The sequence below is a fragment of the Amycolatopsis sp. NPDC102389 genome (assembly GCF_044765885.1).
Taxonomy (GTDB): Bacteria; Actinomycetota; Actinomycetes; order Mycobacteriales; family Pseudonocardiaceae; genus Amycolatopsis.
Genome location: NZ_JBIWKX010000018.1, coordinates 16799 through 32302, shown reverse-complemented (window position 1 = coordinate 32302; position 15504 = coordinate 16799). Strand labels below are relative to the sequence as shown.

At 68.5% G+C, this 15504-nt stretch carries 16 protein-coding genes; 8 read left to right on the top strand and 8 right to left on the bottom strand.

The window, feature by feature from the left end:
• Nucleotides 1–4 precede the first annotated feature (4 nt).
• Nucleotides 5–922, top strand: a complete 918-nt coding sequence (locus ACIRGA_RS17695; protein ID WP_400942308.1) for an SMP-30/gluconolactonase/LRE family protein — start codon at nucleotides 5–7, stop codon at nucleotides 920–922.
• Here ACIRGA_RS17695 and ACIRGA_RS17690 read toward each other — a convergent pair.
• Nucleotides 914–1384 carry a VOC family protein gene (locus ACIRGA_RS17690; protein ID WP_400942306.1) on the bottom strand — a complete coding sequence of 157 codons (471 nt, stop codon included), beginning with the start codon at nucleotides 1382–1384 and terminating at the stop codon, nucleotides 914–916. The genes ACIRGA_RS17695 and ACIRGA_RS17690 overlap by 9 nt on opposite strands.
• A 62-nt stretch (nucleotides 1385–1446) precedes the next feature.
• Here ACIRGA_RS17690 and ACIRGA_RS17685 point away from each other — a divergent pair, with 62 nt between their 5' ends.
• Both ACIRGA_RS17685 and ACIRGA_RS17680 read left to right on the top strand, forming a co-directional pair.
• Nucleotides 1447–2406 (top strand): helix-turn-helix transcriptional regulator, encoded by a 960-nt coding sequence (locus tag ACIRGA_RS17685; protein ID WP_400942305.1) that lies wholly within the window; start codon nucleotides 1447–1449, stop codon nucleotides 2404–2406.
• Nucleotides 2407–2647: 241 nt separating this feature from the next.
• On the top strand, nucleotides 2648–3901 hold the full coding sequence (locus ACIRGA_RS17680) for a DUF222 domain-containing protein (RefSeq protein ID WP_400942303.1): 1254 nt from the start codon (nucleotides 2648–2650) through the stop codon (nucleotides 3899–3901).
• Nucleotides 3902–4244: 343 nt separating this feature from the next.
• Here the strand turns inward: ACIRGA_RS17680 and ACIRGA_RS17675 are convergent, their stop codons facing one another.
• Genes ACIRGA_RS17675 through ACIRGA_RS17660 form a run of 4 tightly spaced genes read right to left on the bottom strand, consistent with a single transcriptional unit; the run spans nucleotide 4245 to nucleotide 7982 of the window.
• The gene (locus ACIRGA_RS17675; protein ID WP_400942302.1) at nucleotides 4245–5072 is read right to left on the bottom strand and encodes an enoyl-CoA hydratase family protein; all 828 of its coding nucleotides are present in this window, start codon (nucleotides 5070–5072) and stop codon (nucleotides 4245–4247) included.
• Nucleotides 5069–5761, bottom strand: a complete 693-nt coding sequence (locus tag ACIRGA_RS17670; RefSeq protein ID WP_400942301.1) for an SDR family NAD(P)-dependent oxidoreductase — start codon at nucleotides 5759–5761, stop codon at nucleotides 5069–5071. Before ACIRGA_RS17670 ends, ACIRGA_RS17675 begins: the two co-directional genes overlap by 4 nt.
• Complete coding sequence (locus ACIRGA_RS17665) at nucleotides 5758–7260, bottom strand: benzoate-CoA ligase family protein (RefSeq protein ID WP_400942300.1); 1503 nt, start codon at nucleotides 7258–7260, stop codon at nucleotides 5758–5760. The genes ACIRGA_RS17670 and ACIRGA_RS17665 overlap by 4 nt, the downstream gene beginning before the upstream one ends.
• Nucleotides 7257–7982, bottom strand: a complete 726-nt coding sequence (locus ACIRGA_RS17660; RefSeq protein ID WP_400942298.1) for a creatininase family protein — start codon at nucleotides 7980–7982, stop codon at nucleotides 7257–7259. The genes ACIRGA_RS17665 and ACIRGA_RS17660 overlap by 4 nt, the downstream gene beginning before the upstream one ends.
• Before the next feature lie 48 nt (nucleotides 7983–8030).
• Between ACIRGA_RS17660 and ACIRGA_RS17655 the strand changes: the two genes are divergently transcribed.
• The 4 genes from ACIRGA_RS17655 to ACIRGA_RS17640 all read left to right on the top strand — a co-directional run bounded on the left by ACIRGA_RS17655 (nucleotide 8031) and on the right by ACIRGA_RS17640 (nucleotide 12051).
• On the top strand, nucleotides 8031–8852 hold the full coding sequence (locus tag ACIRGA_RS17655) for a PaaX family transcriptional regulator C-terminal domain-containing protein (RefSeq protein ID WP_400942296.1): 822 nt from the start codon (nucleotides 8031–8033) through the stop codon (nucleotides 8850–8852).
• Nucleotides 8849–9631, top strand: a complete 783-nt coding sequence (locus ACIRGA_RS17650) for a tryptophan 2,3-dioxygenase (RefSeq protein ID WP_126735534.1) — start codon at nucleotides 8849–8851, stop codon at nucleotides 9629–9631. Before ACIRGA_RS17655 ends, ACIRGA_RS17650 begins: the two co-directional genes overlap by 4 nt.
• Entirely contained in the window at nucleotides 9628–10821 is a 1194-nt protein-coding gene (locus ACIRGA_RS17645; RefSeq protein WP_400942294.1) for a kynureninase, read from the top strand. Before ACIRGA_RS17650 ends, ACIRGA_RS17645 begins: the two co-directional genes overlap by 4 nt.
• A 159-nt stretch (nucleotides 10822–10980) precedes the next feature.
• Entirely contained in the window at nucleotides 10981–12051 is a 1071-nt protein-coding gene (locus tag ACIRGA_RS17640) for a Glu/Leu/Phe/Val dehydrogenase (RefSeq protein WP_400942292.1), read from the top strand.
• Nucleotides 12052–12130: 79 nt separating this feature from the next.
• Here ACIRGA_RS17640 and ACIRGA_RS17635 read toward each other — a convergent pair whose 3' ends face one another.
• Nucleotides 12131–12319, bottom strand: a complete 189-nt coding sequence (locus ACIRGA_RS17635; protein ID WP_076164687.1) for a DUF5302 domain-containing protein — start codon at nucleotides 12317–12319, stop codon at nucleotides 12131–12133.
• Nucleotides 12320–12393: 74 nt separating this feature from the next.
• Complete coding sequence (locus ACIRGA_RS17630; protein WP_400942290.1) at nucleotides 12394–13359, bottom strand: winged helix-turn-helix transcriptional regulator; 966 nt, start codon at nucleotides 13357–13359, stop codon at nucleotides 12394–12396.
• Between the two features lie 96 nt (nucleotides 13360–13455).
• Between ACIRGA_RS17630 and ACIRGA_RS17625 the strand changes: the two genes are divergently transcribed.
• Nucleotides 13456–14931, top strand: coding sequence for a carotenoid oxygenase family protein (locus ACIRGA_RS17625; protein WP_400942289.1), 1476 nt, complete (start codon nucleotides 13456–13458; stop codon nucleotides 14929–14931).
• Here ACIRGA_RS17625 and ACIRGA_RS17620 read toward each other — a convergent pair.
• Nucleotides 14880–15314 (bottom strand): hypothetical protein, encoded by a 435-nt coding sequence (locus ACIRGA_RS17620; RefSeq protein ID WP_400942287.1) that lies wholly within the window; start codon nucleotides 15312–15314, stop codon nucleotides 14880–14882. The genes ACIRGA_RS17625 and ACIRGA_RS17620 overlap by 52 nt on opposite strands.
• Between the last annotated feature and the right edge of the window lie 190 nt (nucleotides 15315–15504).

Below are 15504 nucleotides of genomic sequence, written 5' to 3'. Positions count from 1 at the left end.
CGCGATGGCGTTCGGCGAGGTCAGGGTCATCCCGGTCAACGGGCACGGTCCCGAGGACGTCGTGGTCGACGACCAGGGGCGGATCTACACCGGCGTCGACGACGGGCGGATCCTGCGCGTCACGCCGGACGGCAAGCGGATCGACGTCCTCGGCGACACCGGCGGCCGCCCGCTGGGGCTGGAGTTCTACGGCGAAGACCTCCTGATCTGCGACGCCAAGGCCGGTCTGCTCACCATGCCCCTCGCGGGCGGCCCGATCACCACGCTGGCGACTTCGGCGGTGGGGCTGGACTTCGTGTTCTGCAACAACGCCGCCGTCGCCTCGGACGGCACGGTGTACTTCACCGATTCGTCGCGCCGCTTCGGCATCGAGAAATGGCGCGACGACCTGATCGAGCAGACCGGCGGCGGACGGCTCCTGCGGCGCACGCCGGACGGCAGGATCGAGCAGCTCGCCGACGGTTTCCAGTTCGCCAACGGCGTCGCGCTGCCGCCCGACGAGTCCTATGTGGCCGTCGCCGAGACCGGAGCCTGCCGGGTCACGCGCGTGTGGCTCACGGGCGACAAAGCGGGCACGCGGGACTACCTCGTCGACGACCTGTGGGGCTATCCCGACAACATCTCGACCGGAAGCGACGGGCTGATCTGGATCACCGTGGCGAGCCCGAAGGTGCCCGCGCTTTCCTTGGTGCAGAAGCTCCCCGCGCCGCTGCGGGCCGGTGTCCGGGCGTTGCCGACCGCCCTGCAGCCCGCGCCCGCGCGGGAATGCGGGGTGCGCGGCGTGACTCCGGACGGGAAGCAGGTCCACGAACTGCGCGGGGAGATCGACGGGTTCCATGTGCTCGTCGGCGTCCGCGAGCGGGCCGGGACCCTCTACTTCGGATCCCTTGAGGACAACGCGATCGCGGTAACGTCAGTCTAGGCAGAATTCGTTGCCCTCGGGGTCGTTCATCACGATGAAGCCGAGGCTCAACGGCTGCTCGGGCTCGAAGCGCTGAATCCGCTTCGCCCCCAGGGCGACGAGCCTTTCGCACTCGGCTTCGAGCGCCGCCATGCGTTCGTCCCCCACGAGCCCGGGAGCGGCACGGAGATCGAGGTGGACTCGGTTCTTCGCGATCTTGTCCTCGGGGACCTGCTGGAAGAAGATCCTCGGCCCCTCGCCGTCCGGGTCTTCGAGGGCCGAGCGGGTGTTGCGCTGATCCACGGGCACGCCGACCCGCTCGAGGAACTCGTCCCACACGTCCAGCGGATCGGTGCCCTCGGGCACCTCGACCCCAGGCGGACCGGGGTGGACGTAGCCCAGGGCGTCGCGCCAGAAGGTCGACAGGGCTTTCGGGTCGAGGGCGTCGAAGCTGACCTGGATTTCGCGGCTCTTGCGGTTCATGGGACCACTCTGACATGCCTAGCGGACAGGATCGGTCCGCTATCTCTGGCACAGTGAGTGACATGGCGGAGGAGCGCGGCACGACCGAGCGGGTGCTCACCCTGCTGGGGCTGTTGCAGCAGCGCGCCGTGTGGACCGGCCCGGAACTGGGCGAACGGCTCGGCGTCACGCCGCGCACGATCCGGCGCGACGTCGAACGCCTGCGCGCGCTCGGTTACCCCGTGCTGGCCAGCAACGGTGTCGGCGGGGGTTACCAGCTCGGGCCCGGCCACGACATGCCGCCGTTGCTGCTGGACGACGAGGAGGCGATCGCCACCGCGGTCTCGCTGCTCGCCGGCGCGGGCAGCGGGGAAGCCGCCTTGCGGGCTTTGACGAAACTCGACCGCGTCCTGCCGACCAGGCTGCGGCACGAGGTGAGCGCGCTGTCCGGCTCGGTGGTCTCCTTCGACGGAAGCCGCGCGCCGATCGACCCCGACGTCCTCATGACCCTGGCTCGCGCTTGCCGCGACGAGGTCGAGGCGGGCTTCGAGTATCCGTCCTCTTCGGGTCCTGCGCTGCGGCGTGTCGAGCCGTACCGTTTGGTGGCCTCCGGGCGGCGTTGGTACCTGCTCGCCTACGACCTCGACCGCGACGACTGGCGCACCTTCCGCGTCGACAAGATGACCGAGGTTTCCGCGCGGTCGTGGCGATTCCGGCCGCGTCCGGCACCCGACGCGGCCGCCTACGTGCAGGAGAACATCGCCAGCCGGGTCTACCGGCACCAGGCGCGGTTCTTGGTGCACGCGCCTGCTCCGGTCGTGCGGGCCCAAATTCCGGCGTCGGCGGCTGTCGTGCGGGAACGGGGACCTTCGCGGTGCGAGGTCTTGAGCGGAGCCGGGGATCTCGACTTCATGCTGATGCACGTGGTGGTGCTGGGGCACAAGTTCGAGGTGATCGAGCCGGTGGAATTGGGGGAGCGGTGCCGGGTGCTGGCCGAACGATTATTGGCAGCGGCTGGTTCAGCCTCGCATTTAGTCGACTAATTGCGAGGGGTGCTCGAAGAGGGACGATTTAGTGGCTGACTTGCCCTTCGGTGCTATTCGCTCCCTCTCGACAGGATACTTAGGGTGCCCGGCGTTGCTCGCATTTAGTCGACTAAATGCGATGGTCGCCGAGGGTGATTCGGTGTTGGCGACAGTTTCACTCTTCGGTGGTGTTCGGCAGGTTCGCTTGTTGCTTAAAATTACGAACACATGTTCGGCAGGATTGCGGTATTATGGGGACGTGTCCGAGACCTTCCTCCCCGAACTGCCGCAGGAACTGTGGCGTGCCGGCAAGCTGGAGCTTGCCCAGGGCGTGCAGCAGTCCCTGCAGGTGATTCGGATGGCCACCGCTGCTTTGGGGCAGTTTCTGGCGGAGATCGAGGCTCGGGGCGCGAAAGACTTGTACGGCTACGGCCGGACGGCTGCCTGGTTCGCCGATATAGCGGGATTGTCGGCCGGCGAGGCGGGTGCGGTGGTGAAGCGGGCTATCGCCCTGAACCCCACCCGCGCCTTGGACGGCACCGAGCTTCCGCCCGTGGCTCCCGCGACCGCCGCGGTGGCGGCGGAGGGGTTGGTCGGGGATGAGCGGATCGATCAGATCCTGGAGATCTTGAAGCGACTTCCCGCTGACACCTCTGCTGAGGATCGGGAGAGTGCGGAGAAGATCCTCGCCGATCTGGCTCCGAATGCCGGTCCCCGTCAGCTCGCCGACGCTGAGATGAGCCTGCTGGGCTGGCTCGACCCGGACGGCAAGGAACCCAAGGACCCCGAGCCGAAGGAGCCGCGCCGCGAGATCACCCTGGAGCGCCGCAAGGACGGCTTCTGGAAACTCACCGGTATGCTCGATGACGAGACCGGTGCCCGCACCGCGGCCGTCCTCGATGCCTACGCCCGGCCACGGCCGGTGGACGAGTTCGGGCAGGCGGATCTGCGGATGAAGTGCGAGCGCATGGGGGATGCGTGGGTCGATATCCTCGATCTGGCGATCGCGTGTCCTGATCAGCCGGGAACCAGCGGCTACCGCACCTTGGTGCATGTCACCATCGGGCTCGACGAGTTGAAGTCCGGTCTCGGGACCGCGTGCCTGGATTTCGTGGGGACGATGACCGCCCGCGAAGCCCGGCTCGCCGCATGCGACTGCCTCATGCTGCCGGTCGTGATGAGCGCCGCGGGTGAACCGCTGGACGTGGGTCGCCTGAGACGGTTCGTCACCCCGGGCCAGCGACGCGCGTTGAACATCCGGGACGGGGGCTGCGCGTTCCCCGGATGTCACCGGAAGCCCAAGAACTGCCACGCCCATCACATTCACCATTGGGCGGATGGTGGGCCCACGGATCTTCGGAATCTCGTGCTGCTGTGCGGTTTCCACCATAGGTTGATTCATCACGGTGACTGGGAAGTCTGCATGGCGGCAGATGGGCTACCGGAGTTCATCCCACCCCAATACCGAGATCCGCTTCGACAACCCCGCCGCAACACCCTGCACCACGTCTGAACACCGAGGAGCCCGCCAGCCACCCAGGCGACGGGCCCCTCGTCATGCCCAGGGTCGGCGGCCGTGTGGATTTCAGGACATCTGACGTCCCGAAATCCACACAGCCCGCCACCTCGGCGACGAAGACGTCCGTCTCAGAGAAGTTCCCGAGGTTTCATAGATGACCCAAGAACTGCCACGTCCACCATATTCACTGTGAGGTTTTCCCGCGCCATGCTCAGGACCGGCGACTGTGTGGATTTCGGGTCATCCAACGCCCCAAAATTCACACAGTCGCGTATCACCGGTCCGATCACGGCCGGGACTCCGCACTTAGCCGACTAATTGCGGAAGAGGAAAGAGCTCACCGCCCGGTCCACTGAGGCGAACGCCCCGCGGTCCAGGCCGCATAGAACTCCCCATGGTCCTTGGCCGTCATCAGCAAAGCCTGCGTGATCGCCTCCAGCTCGATGGAACTTCCCAGATCCATGTCGAGCTCGCGCGTCAGCAGAACCTTCGTCGTGCTGTAAGCCAAAGCCGGCCCATCGGCCAGACGCCGCGCCAAAGCAGAGGCGGCAGAAGGCAAGTCGGAGTCGGGAACGACCTGAGAAGCCAGGCCGATCGCCTCGGCCCGGGCGGCGTCGATCTTGTCGCCCAGCATCAGCAGTTCCGTCGCCCGCCCCAGCCCGACCAGCCGCGGCAGCAGGTACGCCGAGCCCATGTCCGCGCCGGCCAGGCCGACCTTCGTGAACAGGAAAGCGAACTTCGCCGACGACGCCAGCAGCCGGAAGTCGCTCGCCAGCGCGATCACCGAACCCGCGCCCGCCGCGATGCCGTTCACCGCGGCGATCACCGGGATGGGGCACTCCCGCAGCGCCTTCACCACCGCGCCGGTCATCCGCGTGAACTCCAGCAGTTCCGCGGACTCCATTTTCTGCAGTTCGCCGATGATCTCTTCGACGTCGCCGCCGGAGCAGAAGCCACGCCCCTGACCCGTGATGACCAGCACCCGGACGTCACCGCGATGCGGCAGCTCGGCCAGCAGGTCACGCAGGTCGGCGTAGCTGTCGAAGGTGAGCGCGTTCAGTTTGTCCGGGCGGTTCAAGGTGACCGTGGCGACGCCGTCGTCCACGGTGAACTCGAAGTGCTCCCAGTCCGTCGTGATCGGCGGCGTGGCGCGGAACGGGCTCATGACTGGATCCCACCTCCATCGAGGACGAGTGTCTGTCCGTTGATCGCGGCGGCTTCGGGCGCCGCGAAGAAGGTCACCGCGTGGGCGACCTCGTCGGGTTCGAGCAGGCGGCCGAGTGGCGACGCGGCGGCGAGGGCTGCTTCCGCGCCGGCTTCGTCGCGGCCCGTCCGTTCCTGGATGCGGGCCACCGACGCGGCCGTCATATCCGTGCGCACGAAGGCCGGGCAGACGGCGTTCGCGGTGACGCCGGTGCCCGCCAGTTCCGCGGCGGTCGCCCGCATCAAGCCGACGGCCGCGTGCTTCGAGGCCGTGTACCCGGCCGTGTAGCGGTAACCGATATGCGACGCCGTCGAGGCGACGGTGACGATCCGGCCGGTGTCGCGCGACCGCATACCGGGCAGAACCGCCCTGGTGCAAAGGAAAGCGCCGGTCGCGTTGACCTCGAGCTGGCTCCGCCACTGCTCCAGCGACGTCTTCGCCAGCGGGGCGCTCGCCGAGATCCCGGCGTTGTTCACCAGCACGTCCACCGGCCCGAGGCCGTCGAAGTACCGCGCGACGGCGTCTTCGTCGGTGACGTCGCAGTCGGACCGGCCGGGGGCGTGCACCTTGTCTCCGGCGGCCTGGAACCGGGCGGCGATGGCCGCGCCGATCCCGCGTGTCCCGCCGGTGACGACGACGATCCTGCTCACTCTGCCTCCACCCGGCGCAACGCGCGCCGATCGAGTTTTCCGTTGGCGGTGCGGGGGAGTTCGGTCACGAACACCACCTCGCGCGGGTATTTGTGCTTCGCCAGCTGTGCCCGCGCGTGATCCTTGAGCTCCTCGGCCGTGACGGAAGCGCCCTCCGCCAGGACGACGCACGCCCGCGGGACGACCAGGCCGTCGACGGTCACCCCCAGCACCGCGCAGTCGACGACGGCGGGATGGCCGATGAGACAGTCTTCGATCTCGCTCGGCGCGACGAACACACCGGACACCTTCAGCAGGTCGTCGGCGCGGCCGTGGTGGTGGAAGTACCCGTCGGTGTCGCGGCTGAACAGGTCGCCGGTGCGCAGGGTGTCGCCGTGGAACGTCCGCGCGGTCTTCTCCGGGTCGCCGTAGTACTCGCGCGCGATGGTCGGCCCGGTCACCTCCAAGGTGCCGATCTCCCCGTCCGGCAACGGATCGCCGCTCTCGTCCAGCACGCGCGCGGTGTAGCCGGGGACCTCGCGGCCGAGGCTGCCGACCCGCTGAGCGCCGGGCACGTTGGACAGATAGATGTGATACGCCTCCGATGAGCCGATCCCGTCGATCACCGGAACCCCGAACGTGTTGTCCCACTTGCGATGCAGCTCCGACGGCAGCGCCTCGCCCGCCGACGTCGCGAGCCGTAGTGAGCTCATGTCCACAGTGGACGCCGTCGGATGGGCGATCATCGCGCTCATCATGGTCGGCACGTTGACCAGGATCGTCGGCCGGTAACGTTCGATCAGCGAGAACAGCAGATCGGCGGTGCTCCGCCGGCCGAACACGATCCCGGACGCGCCCACACCGAACGGGAACAACGCGGTCAGATCGCGCGCGTAGCCGAAGAACAGCTTCGGCACGGCCAGCACGCGGTCGTCCTCGCGGAGCCCGAGCACGCCGAGCGCGTACCGGTCGAAGCTCTCCAGCGCGCTGCGCGCCGGGTGCACGCACGCCTTGGGCGAACCGGTGCTGCCGGTGGTGAACTTCCAGATCGCGACGTCGTCCAGCGTGGTCGGCGCGGCCTCCAGTTCAGGGGAAGCCGCATCGGTCAGCGTGGAGAACGAGTGCTCGCCTGGCTGTAGCTCCGCGTCACCGACGACCAGCAGGTTCCGTGCGCCGGCTTCGCGCAGCGCGGGCAGCGTCGAGGCGTCCGCGATGACGACGACGGCCTCGGTGTAGGCGAGGTAGTACGCGTAATCCTTGGGCTGCAGAAAGGAATAGACCTCGGCGGTGACCGCGCCGATCTTCTGTGCCGCGTACCAGACGGCCACGAACTCGATGCTGTCGTTCAGCGCCAGCAGGACCCGCTGTCCACTTCGGACACCGAGTTCGCGCAGCACGTTCCCGGCCCGGTTCACCAAAGCCGCCAGCTGCGCGTACGTGACTTCCTCGTCGCCGCACAGCAACGCCGTCCGCTGGCCGGGGAGGCGGTCCACGAAATGGGTCGCCAGATTGAAGGTCATACGAGCTCCCGGATCGCTTCGACCAGGATGTCGGTGAGCACCGAGAAGGTCTTCTCGCCTTCTTCGGCGCTTGCCTGGGCGGGGGTGCCGCAGTAGGCCTCGGTCATCCCGGCCGAGGCGAAGTCCGTGACCCCGCCGCGCGCCAGGTCGACGTGGACCGGGGGCAGCGCGCGCTGGACAGCGGCGTCGACGAGATCCGGCCGGTCGGCGAGCACCAGCGACGTCTCGTACTGCCCGGCATGGCATTCACCCGAGCGGAATTCGTCGGTGAGCCGCGCGGCGTACCGGCGGCGGACGAGGTCGACGAAACCGACGCCCGCCGTCTCCGCCACACGCCGCAGCACGGCCAGATGTGCCGGTTCGAAATGGTTGTTGACCAGCAGGATCCGGGTGAGCCCCTGCTCAGTGAGCGCGCCACAGATCTCGGTCAGCAGCGCGAACAGGGTCTCTTCGCCGATCGAGACGCCGCCCGCGAACCCGGCGGCGAACCGGGTCACGCCGTACGGCACCTCGGGCAGGATCAGCACGCGCAAGCCGGGATCGCCGGCCAGCCGGGCGGCGGCCCGCTCGCACATCCCGCGTGAGATCAGGGGATCGGTGCCCAGCGGCGCGTGCGGTCCGTGCGGCTCGACGGCGCCCACCGGGAGCAGCAGCACGGGAACGCGCGCGTCGGACGCGAGCGCGGCCACCTGACGCGAGCTCAACTCCGCGAAGTACGTCACTCGAATCAAGCTACACCGCAGCGGCCTGAGGTGTATAGAGTTGCGCTCATGCCCGAATCGGCCCCGCCCCACAGCGACCCAGGTCCCCAGGAGCTGGTGATGACCCTGCTCGGCACCTACGTGTCGCCGCGCGAGAGCCGCCGTGTCTGGTCCGGCGGCCTGGTCGGCGTGCTCGCCGGGCTCGGCTTCTCCGACGGCGCCGCGCGGATCGCGCTGGCCAGGCTCGCCCGCCGCGACCTGCTCGCGAGGCACAAGGCGGGCAGGCTCGTCCACTACTCGCTGACCCGCCGCACGATCGCGCTGCTGGAGGACGGCGACCGCCGGATCTTCTCCCTCGGCAGGCGCGAACGCGAGGTCGGGGAGTGGACGGTGCTGTGGCAGAGCATCCCGGAAAGCCGCCGCCAGGCCAGAGAACGGCTGGTGCGTCGGCTGCGCTTCCTCGGTTTCGGCCCGGTCCAGGACGGCACCTGGATCGCCCCGCACGACCGCGAGGCCGAGGTGCTCGCCCTGCTGAGCGAACTCGACGTCTCCGAACACGCCGGGCTGATGCTCGGGAAACCGTCGGCGGGCCTCGACGTCAGGCGCTTCGCCGCGCGGGCGTGGAACCTCGACGGCCTCGCCGCGCGGTACGACGCGTTCGTCCGAGATTTCGGCGGATATTCAGGCGACCTGCCTGACGCCGAGGCGTTCCGGGTCCGAACCTGGCTGACGCACACGTTCCGCGCCTTCCCGTCACTCGATCCGGAGCTTCCGGTCGGGCTGGTGCCCGCTCCGCCGAGCCGGGCGGCCGCGGTCGAACTGTTCCACGATCTCTATCAGGCGCTGGCCCCGGCGGCGCAACGCCATTTCGACGAGGTGACAGAAAAATGAACGACACTCAGGCCGCATTGAGTTACACGTCCTACCTTTCGCTGGACGAATTGCTGGACGCGCAGCATCCGCGGTCCGACGAGCACGACGAATTGCTCTTCATCGTGATCCACCAAGTGTATGAACTTTGGTTCAAACAAGTTCTCCACGAGGCGCTTTACCTGCAGGAGCAACTCGAAGCGGGTAACACCGCTCACGCTGTCCGCACACTGAGGCGAATCCTGACTATCTTCAAGGTGGTGGTCGCGCAGATCGATGTGCTCGAGACGATGACTCCGAGCCAGTTCACCAGTTTCCGTGCGCGACTCGACGCTTCGAGCGGGTTCCAGTCGGCTCAGTTCCGTGTCCTGGAGGCCGTCCTCGGCCGCCGGGACGAGCGGGTGTTCGCGCATTACCCCGAAGGCGGTGACCAGCGCGCCCAGATCTCGGACGCGATGTCACGGCCGTCGCTCTTCGACTCCTTCGTCACCTACCTCGCGGTGAAGGGGTACGACGTCCCGACCGGGCGCGATGTCACCAAGCCACTCGAACCCTCTCCGGCGCTCCAAGAGGTTCTGTTGCGGGTCTACCGCGATGACACCGGGCCGTCCGTCGTGGCGGAGCACCTGGTCGATCTGGACGAAGGGATGCAGGAGTGGCGGTATCGGCACGTGAAGATGGTCGAGCGGACCATTGGAGACAAGACCGGGACGGGGGGTTCGTCGGGAGCGCACTATCTGCGTACGACGCTTTTCTCCCCGATGTTCCCGGATCTCTGGGCTGTGCGGAGCAGGCTTTGACGAACCTCGACGAACTTCGCCGCGATCCCAACGCGCTCGCGGAGCACTACCAGGCATTCGGTGTGGCGGACCGGATGCTGTTCACGGGGCATTCGCACCAGGCCTGGCCGGACGTCGCGCGCGAAGGCCTTCTCGAGGCCTTCGCCGACGCAGCCGAAGAGGTCGACACGAAGTGGGACCGCGCCTTCGCGAAGGCCGACGAGATGCGGGCGGGGTTCCGTGCCCTGCTCGGTGATCCGCACGGCGCCATCGCGCTCGGCGCCAGCACCCACGACCTGGTGATCCGGTTCCTCTCGGCGATGGACCTGCCGCGCCGCCCGCGGCTGGTCACCACCGACGGCGAGTTCCACACGCTGCGCCGTCAGCTGGGCAGGCTGGCGGAAGAAGGCGTCGAGGTGGTCCGCGTCCCCGCGTCGCCGGTCGCCACGCTGGCCGAACGCGTCGCCGCCGAGGTCACCGAAGACACCGCCGCCGTGCTCGTCTCGGCCGTGCTGTTCGAGACCTCCCGGCTCGTGCCGGGCCTCGCACATCTCGCCGACGTCTGCCTTTCGAAGTCGGTGAACCTCGTCGTCGACGCCTACCACGCGCTCGGCGTCGTCCCGTTCTCGCTGCACGACCTCGGGCTCACCAACGCCTGGGTGCTCGGCGGCGGCTACAAGTACCTCCAGCTCGGCGAGGGCAACTGCTTCCTGCGGATGCCCGCGCACGCGCAGGAGCTGCGGCCGGTGGTCACCGGCTGGTACGCCGAGTTCGGCGCGCTCGCGGACGAGCGCCGTCCCGGCCAGACCGCCTACGCGAGCGGATCGGACAGGTTCGCCGGAGCGACCTACGACCCGACGAGCCACTACCGGGGCGCCCGCGTCTTCCGGTTCTTCGCCGAGCACGGGCTCACGCCCGAATTCCTGCGGGAGGTTTCGCGGCACCAGGTGGGCTTCCTCGCCGAGGGCTTCGACAAGCTCGGGCTGCCCGAGGACGTCATCACCCGTGACCGGGAGACGCCGCTGGACCGCGTCGGCGGTTTCCTGTCGCTGAAGTGCGCGGACGCCGGCGCGCTGCAGGCCGCCCTCGCCGAACGCGGCGTCCGGACCGACAGCCGCGGCGCGTACCTGAGGTTCGGGCCGGCGCCGTATCTGTCCGACCGTCAGCTCGATTCCGCGCTCCGCGTCCTCGAAGAGGTCGTCAACGGCTGAGACGGCTCGACCCCGGCTTGGCGAACGGACCGGGGCGATCTAGGTTTGCGATGTGGCACCGTCGCCGCCGGACGACCTTCGTCGGGGACTGTGCCTTGTTGCAGGAACTTCGCACGTGAGCCACAAGCCGCGCGCACTCCAGGACAAGGAGTCACCACAGTGACCGAAGTGTTCGGCCGAGGTACCGGCCATGAACAGGTCGTCTTCTGTCAAGACCAGGCCACCGGCCTGAAGGCCATCATCGGGATCTACTCGACGGCGCTCGGGCCGTCGCTCGGCGGGACCCGGTTCTACCCCTACGAATCCGAAGACGCCGCGCTCGCGGACGTCCTCGCGCTGTCGAAGGGGATGGCGTACAAGAACGCGCTCGCCGGGCTCGACCTCGGCGGCGGCAAGGCCGTCATCATCGGCGACCCCCAGAAGCACAAGACCGAAGCGCTGCTTCGCGCCTTCGGCCGGTTCGTCCAGTCGCTGGGCGGCCGCTACATCACCGCTTGCGACGTCGGCACCTACGTGCAGGACATGGACATCGTCGCCCGCGAATCGGAGTTCGTCACGGGCCGCTCGCCGGAGAACGGCGGCGCCGGCGACTCCTCGGTGCTCACCGCTTTCGGCACCTACCAGGGCATGCGCGCCTCCGCGGACGCCGTCTGGGGGGTCCCGGAGCTCGCGGGCCGCAAGGTCGGCGTCGCCGGGGTCGGCAAGGTCGGGCACATCCTGGTCGGGCACCTGATCGAGGCGGGCGCGCAGGTCGTCATCACCGACGTCTCGCCCGCGGCGATCGAGCGCACCCGCGCGGCGTACCCCGGGGTCGAGGTCGTCGACGACCTCGGCACGCTGATCCGCACCGAACTCGACGTCTTCGCGCCGTGCGCGCTGGGCGGGGTGCTCACCGACGAGACCGTCGGCGAGCTCCGGTCCAAGATCGTCTGCGGCGCGGCCAACAACCAGCTCGCGCACCCGGGCGTCGGCAAGCAGCTCGACGACCGCGGCATCCTCTTCGCGCCGGACTACCTGGTCAACGCCGGTGGCGTGATCCAGGTCGACGACGAGCGGCACGGCTTCGACTTCGCGCGGGCCAAGCGCAAGACGACGGCCATCTTCGACACCACCAAGGCGGTGTTCGCGCTGGCGAAGGCCGACGGTGTCCCGCCGGCGACGGCGGCGGACCGGCTGGCGGAACGCCGGATGGCCGAGGTCGGCGGGCTGCGGTCGATCCTGACGGTGTAGCTCCCTGAACGCTATAAACGGGCCGTTCCTTGCGAATTTCGCGAGGAACGGCCCGTTCATAGCACTCGGTGCGGGGGACTCAGCCGCTCTTGCGACGGAAGGTGCGCTTGTTCGCGGCCGGACCGTGTGCGTGCAGGTTCTTCCCGCCGGCGTTTTCGTGCGCCGAGCCGGAGCGGGCCTGTGCCTGCTTGCGCTCCAGGGCCTCGCGGAACTTGCGCTTCGTGTCGTCCTCTTCGCCATCCGCCGGGGACGGTGCGGGTTCAGTCATTCTTACCTCCGAGGTGACGACGTGTGACCACGCCAGCCTGTCAGGAACAGACCGGCTTGGCGAGTCGATTTACGTCACCTGGGCGGAGCGGGCAGCTGGACCGGGCCGCCGAACCGGACCCGGTTCCGCAGCAGGGGGCGCCAGCAGTGGTCGCACAGCAGGATCGGCTTCAGCCGGTTGCCGCAGTCGACGTGCTCCAGCGTGATGTCCGGCTCCTGACCGGGGACCTCGAAGCCCCGCGACCATTCGGCGATGAAGGCCAGGGCGGGAAAGAACGCGAGCCCTTTCGCCGTCAGCCGATAGTCGTGCGCGTCGGTGCGGGTCTTCGCGGTGCCGGTCCGCAGCACGCCGACGTCCACGAGTTTCGACAGCCGCCCCGAAAGCACGCTCGGCCCGATCCCCAATTCGCGTTCGAACTCCGAGAAGTGCCGTGCCCCGAGCAGCGCGCTCACCACGAGCCCGGTCGACCATCGGTCGCCGAGGAGTTCCATGGTGTCCGGGAAGAACATCAGCGGATCGCCCGCGAGGGAGTCGGCGTCCTTGCGACGGAAGCGTTTCGACGCCGTCGCTTCGACGACGCCGGTGTCGTCGAGCCGTCGCGCGCGGACGTCGCGGGCGTCGACCCGGCGTTCGCAGGACGCGCAGCCGAGCGGCGCCGAGGTGGCCAGTTCGCAGTCGAGGTGGATCAGCGTGGGCAGTACGGCACGCCGTCCTTCGACCCATTCCCGTTCCCAGGCCCAGATCGAGATCAGCAGCGGCCACAGATCGAGGCCGCGTCCGGTGAGCCGGTACTCGTGCCGGGTGCGGCGCGCGTCCCGGTACGGCGTGCGGACGAGTACGCCGGCCTCGACCATCGCGCGCAGCCTGCCGGACAACGCGGTGGGGGAGATGCCGAGCCGCAGCCGGAGTTCCTCGTAACGGCGGAAGCGCAGGAAAAGGCTCTGCAGGATCAGCAAGGTCCACTGATCGCCGAGCAGTTCGAGCGCGTGGCGCAGCGGATCGCCCGCCGGCCTGACGCGGTGCGCCGTCGCTTCTGTCACCTGGTTCCTTCCGAGGGGGTGTCGCTGTCAGCGTACTACTGACTACAGCAGTAGAAGCCTATTGACACCTGGCTACAGCAATCGTAGTGTCTCGGCATGGCCAGTACCTCCGAGCAGCCGGTGCTGGTGGCAGCCGCCACCGGCGAACCCGAGGTCAACCCGTACCTGATGGGCGTCTACGCCCCGGTCGGCGACGAGATCGACGGGAGCGATCTCGAGGTCATCGGCAAGATCCCCGCGGACCTCAACGGCGTGTACCTGCGCAACGGGCCCAATCCCCGGTTCGAGCCGGAAGGGCGCTACCACTGGTTCGACGGCGACGGCATGATCCACGCCGTCCATCTGGAGAACGGCAAGGCCCGCTACCGCAACCGCTGGGTGCGCACCAAGGCCTTCGAGGCCGAATCCGAGGCGGGCAAGGCGCTCTGGAAGGGCGTCATGGAATCGCCCAAGGGCAACCCGTTCGGCAACTCCCACGGCCTGAACGTCAAGGACAGCGCCAACACCGACCTGATCTTCCATCGCGGCAAGGTGCTCTCCACCTGGTACCTGTGCGGCACGCCGTACGCCGTCGATCCGCTGTCGCTGGAGACGCTGGGTGCCGAGGACTTTCTCGGCACGCTGGTCGGCGACATGATGGCCCATCCGAAGGTCGACGAGCGCACCGGTGAGATGTTCTGGTTCGACTACGGGCCGCGGCCGCCGTACCTGCGCTACGGCGTGATCAGCGCGGACGGCAAGGTCGCGAGCACGACCGAGATCGCACTCCCCGGCCCGCGCCTGCCGCACGACATGGCGATCACCGAGAACCACGCGATCCTGATGGACTTGCCGCTGGTCCAGGACATGGAGGCGGCCCGCAACGGACGGCACAAGCTGCTGTTCGACCGATCCTTGCCGAGCCGGTTCGGGGTGCTACCTCGCTACGGTAACGGTAGCCAGATCCGCTGGTTCGAAGCCAGCCCCTGCTACATCTACCACGTCGTCAATTCTTGGGAGCAGGGCGAGGAAATCGTCCTCGACGTCTGCCGGGTTCAACGCCCCGAGCCGCGAGCCGACGCGCACACCCCGCTCGCCAAAATGCTGTCGTACCTGCGGCTGGACGCCTCATTGCACCGCTACCGGTTCAACCTGCGGACCGGGCAGTGCCTCGAGAACCAGCTCGACGACGACAACACCGAATTTCCGTCCGTCGACTCGAGGGTGGTCGGCGGCCGGAATCGCTTCTCCTACGCGGTGCACATCTCGCCGGACTCGACGCTCAAGTTCGACGGCCTGGTGTGCTACGACAATCTTGCCGGCACCAAGACCGAACACCGTTTCGGTCCGGGCCGGTGGGGCAGTGAGGCGCCGTTCGCACCCCGCGACGGCGCGGCCGCCGATTCCGACGACGGCTATCTGGTGACCTTCGTCCAGGACGAGCGCGAGGGGCGCTCGGAGCTGGACGTCTTCGACGCCGCCGATCTCGCCGCCGGACCCGTGGCCAGGGTCCTGTTGCCCCAGCGTGTCCCGCTCGGTTTTCACGCGACCTGGGTCCGGGCGGACCAGCTGGAACCTTCTGTAGCCGAGTGATCCCCTTGCCGCGTCCGAGTCGCCCCTTCCAGGGGGTGGGGCGACTCGGGCCCGGCGTCGTGCACGGAACGCCGGACCGCTCCGGCGAGCGCGCCGAGCGCCGTGGCGGCGGCGAACACGACCGCCGCGACCCCCGTCTCGGCGGTGAACTGGAGCGCGCCGAGCGTTCCGACGGTGAATCCGGAATGGACACCCCAGGCGATCACCGCCGTCCCGGCGGTCGCGGCGGGCCTCGTCGCGATTCCGGTGGCGAGTACGACGAAACCCAAGGCCAGCAAGGAAAAGCCGTGATGTCGAGCAGAGCCGAGGAGCCCGGCCGCCGACGCCGCGGCGACGACGGCGACACAACCGAACGGGAAACCGAAGCACTCGGGATTCCTCATCCGCCCAGTCAACTTCGCGTCACCGGACGTGCCGCCGGTGTGAACGGGTTCCCTACGCCTCCGCCGGGATTTTTGACGCCATATTGAGGAGAAGGTCAAAGGTGTCGTGAGGCTGGTGGTGGTGGGGGGGGGGGGGGGGGGGGGGGGGGGGGGGGGGGGACGGGCCACGCCCCCCCCCCCGCCCCCCCCC

Excerpts from the sequence above, each read along its gene's own strand:
- ACIRGA_RS17665 (WP_400942300.1), bottom strand. The coding sequence starts at position 7,260 with ATGACCTTCAATCTGGCGACCCATTTCGTGGACCGCCTCCCCGGCCAG.
- ACIRGA_RS17690 (WP_400942306.1), bottom strand. The coding sequence starts at position 1,384 with ATGAACCGCAAGAGCCGCGAAATCCAGGTCAGCTTCGACGCCCTCGAC.
- ACIRGA_RS17695 (WP_400942308.1), top strand. The coding sequence starts at position 5 with ATGGCGTTCGGCGAGGTCAGGGTCATCCCGGTCAACGGGCACGGTCCC.
- ACIRGA_RS17685 (WP_400942305.1), top strand. The coding sequence starts at position 1,447 with ATGGCGGAGGAGCGCGGCACGACCGAGCGGGTGCTCACCCTGCTGGGG.
- ACIRGA_RS17625 (WP_400942289.1), top strand. The coding sequence starts at position 13,456 with ATGGCCAGTACCTCCGAGCAGCCGGTGCTGGTGGCAGCCGCCACCGGC.
- ACIRGA_RS17620 (WP_400942287.1), bottom strand. The coding sequence starts at position 15,314 with ATGAGGAATCCCGAGTGCTTCGGTTTCCCGTTCGGTTGTGTCGCCGTC.
- ACIRGA_RS17655 (WP_400942296.1), top strand. The coding sequence starts at position 8,031 with ATGCCCGAATCGGCCCCGCCCCACAGCGACCCAGGTCCCCAGGAGCTG.
- ACIRGA_RS17650 (WP_126735534.1), top strand. The coding sequence starts at position 8,849 with ATGAACGACACTCAGGCCGCATTGAGTTACACGTCCTACCTTTCGCTG.
- ACIRGA_RS17675 (WP_400942302.1), bottom strand. The coding sequence starts at position 5,072 with ATGAGCCCGTTCCGCGCCACGCCGCCGATCACGACGGACTGGGAGCAC.
- ACIRGA_RS17635 (WP_076164687.1), bottom strand. The coding sequence starts at position 12,319 with ATGACTGAACCCGCACCGTCCCCGGCGGATGGCGAAGAGGACGACACG.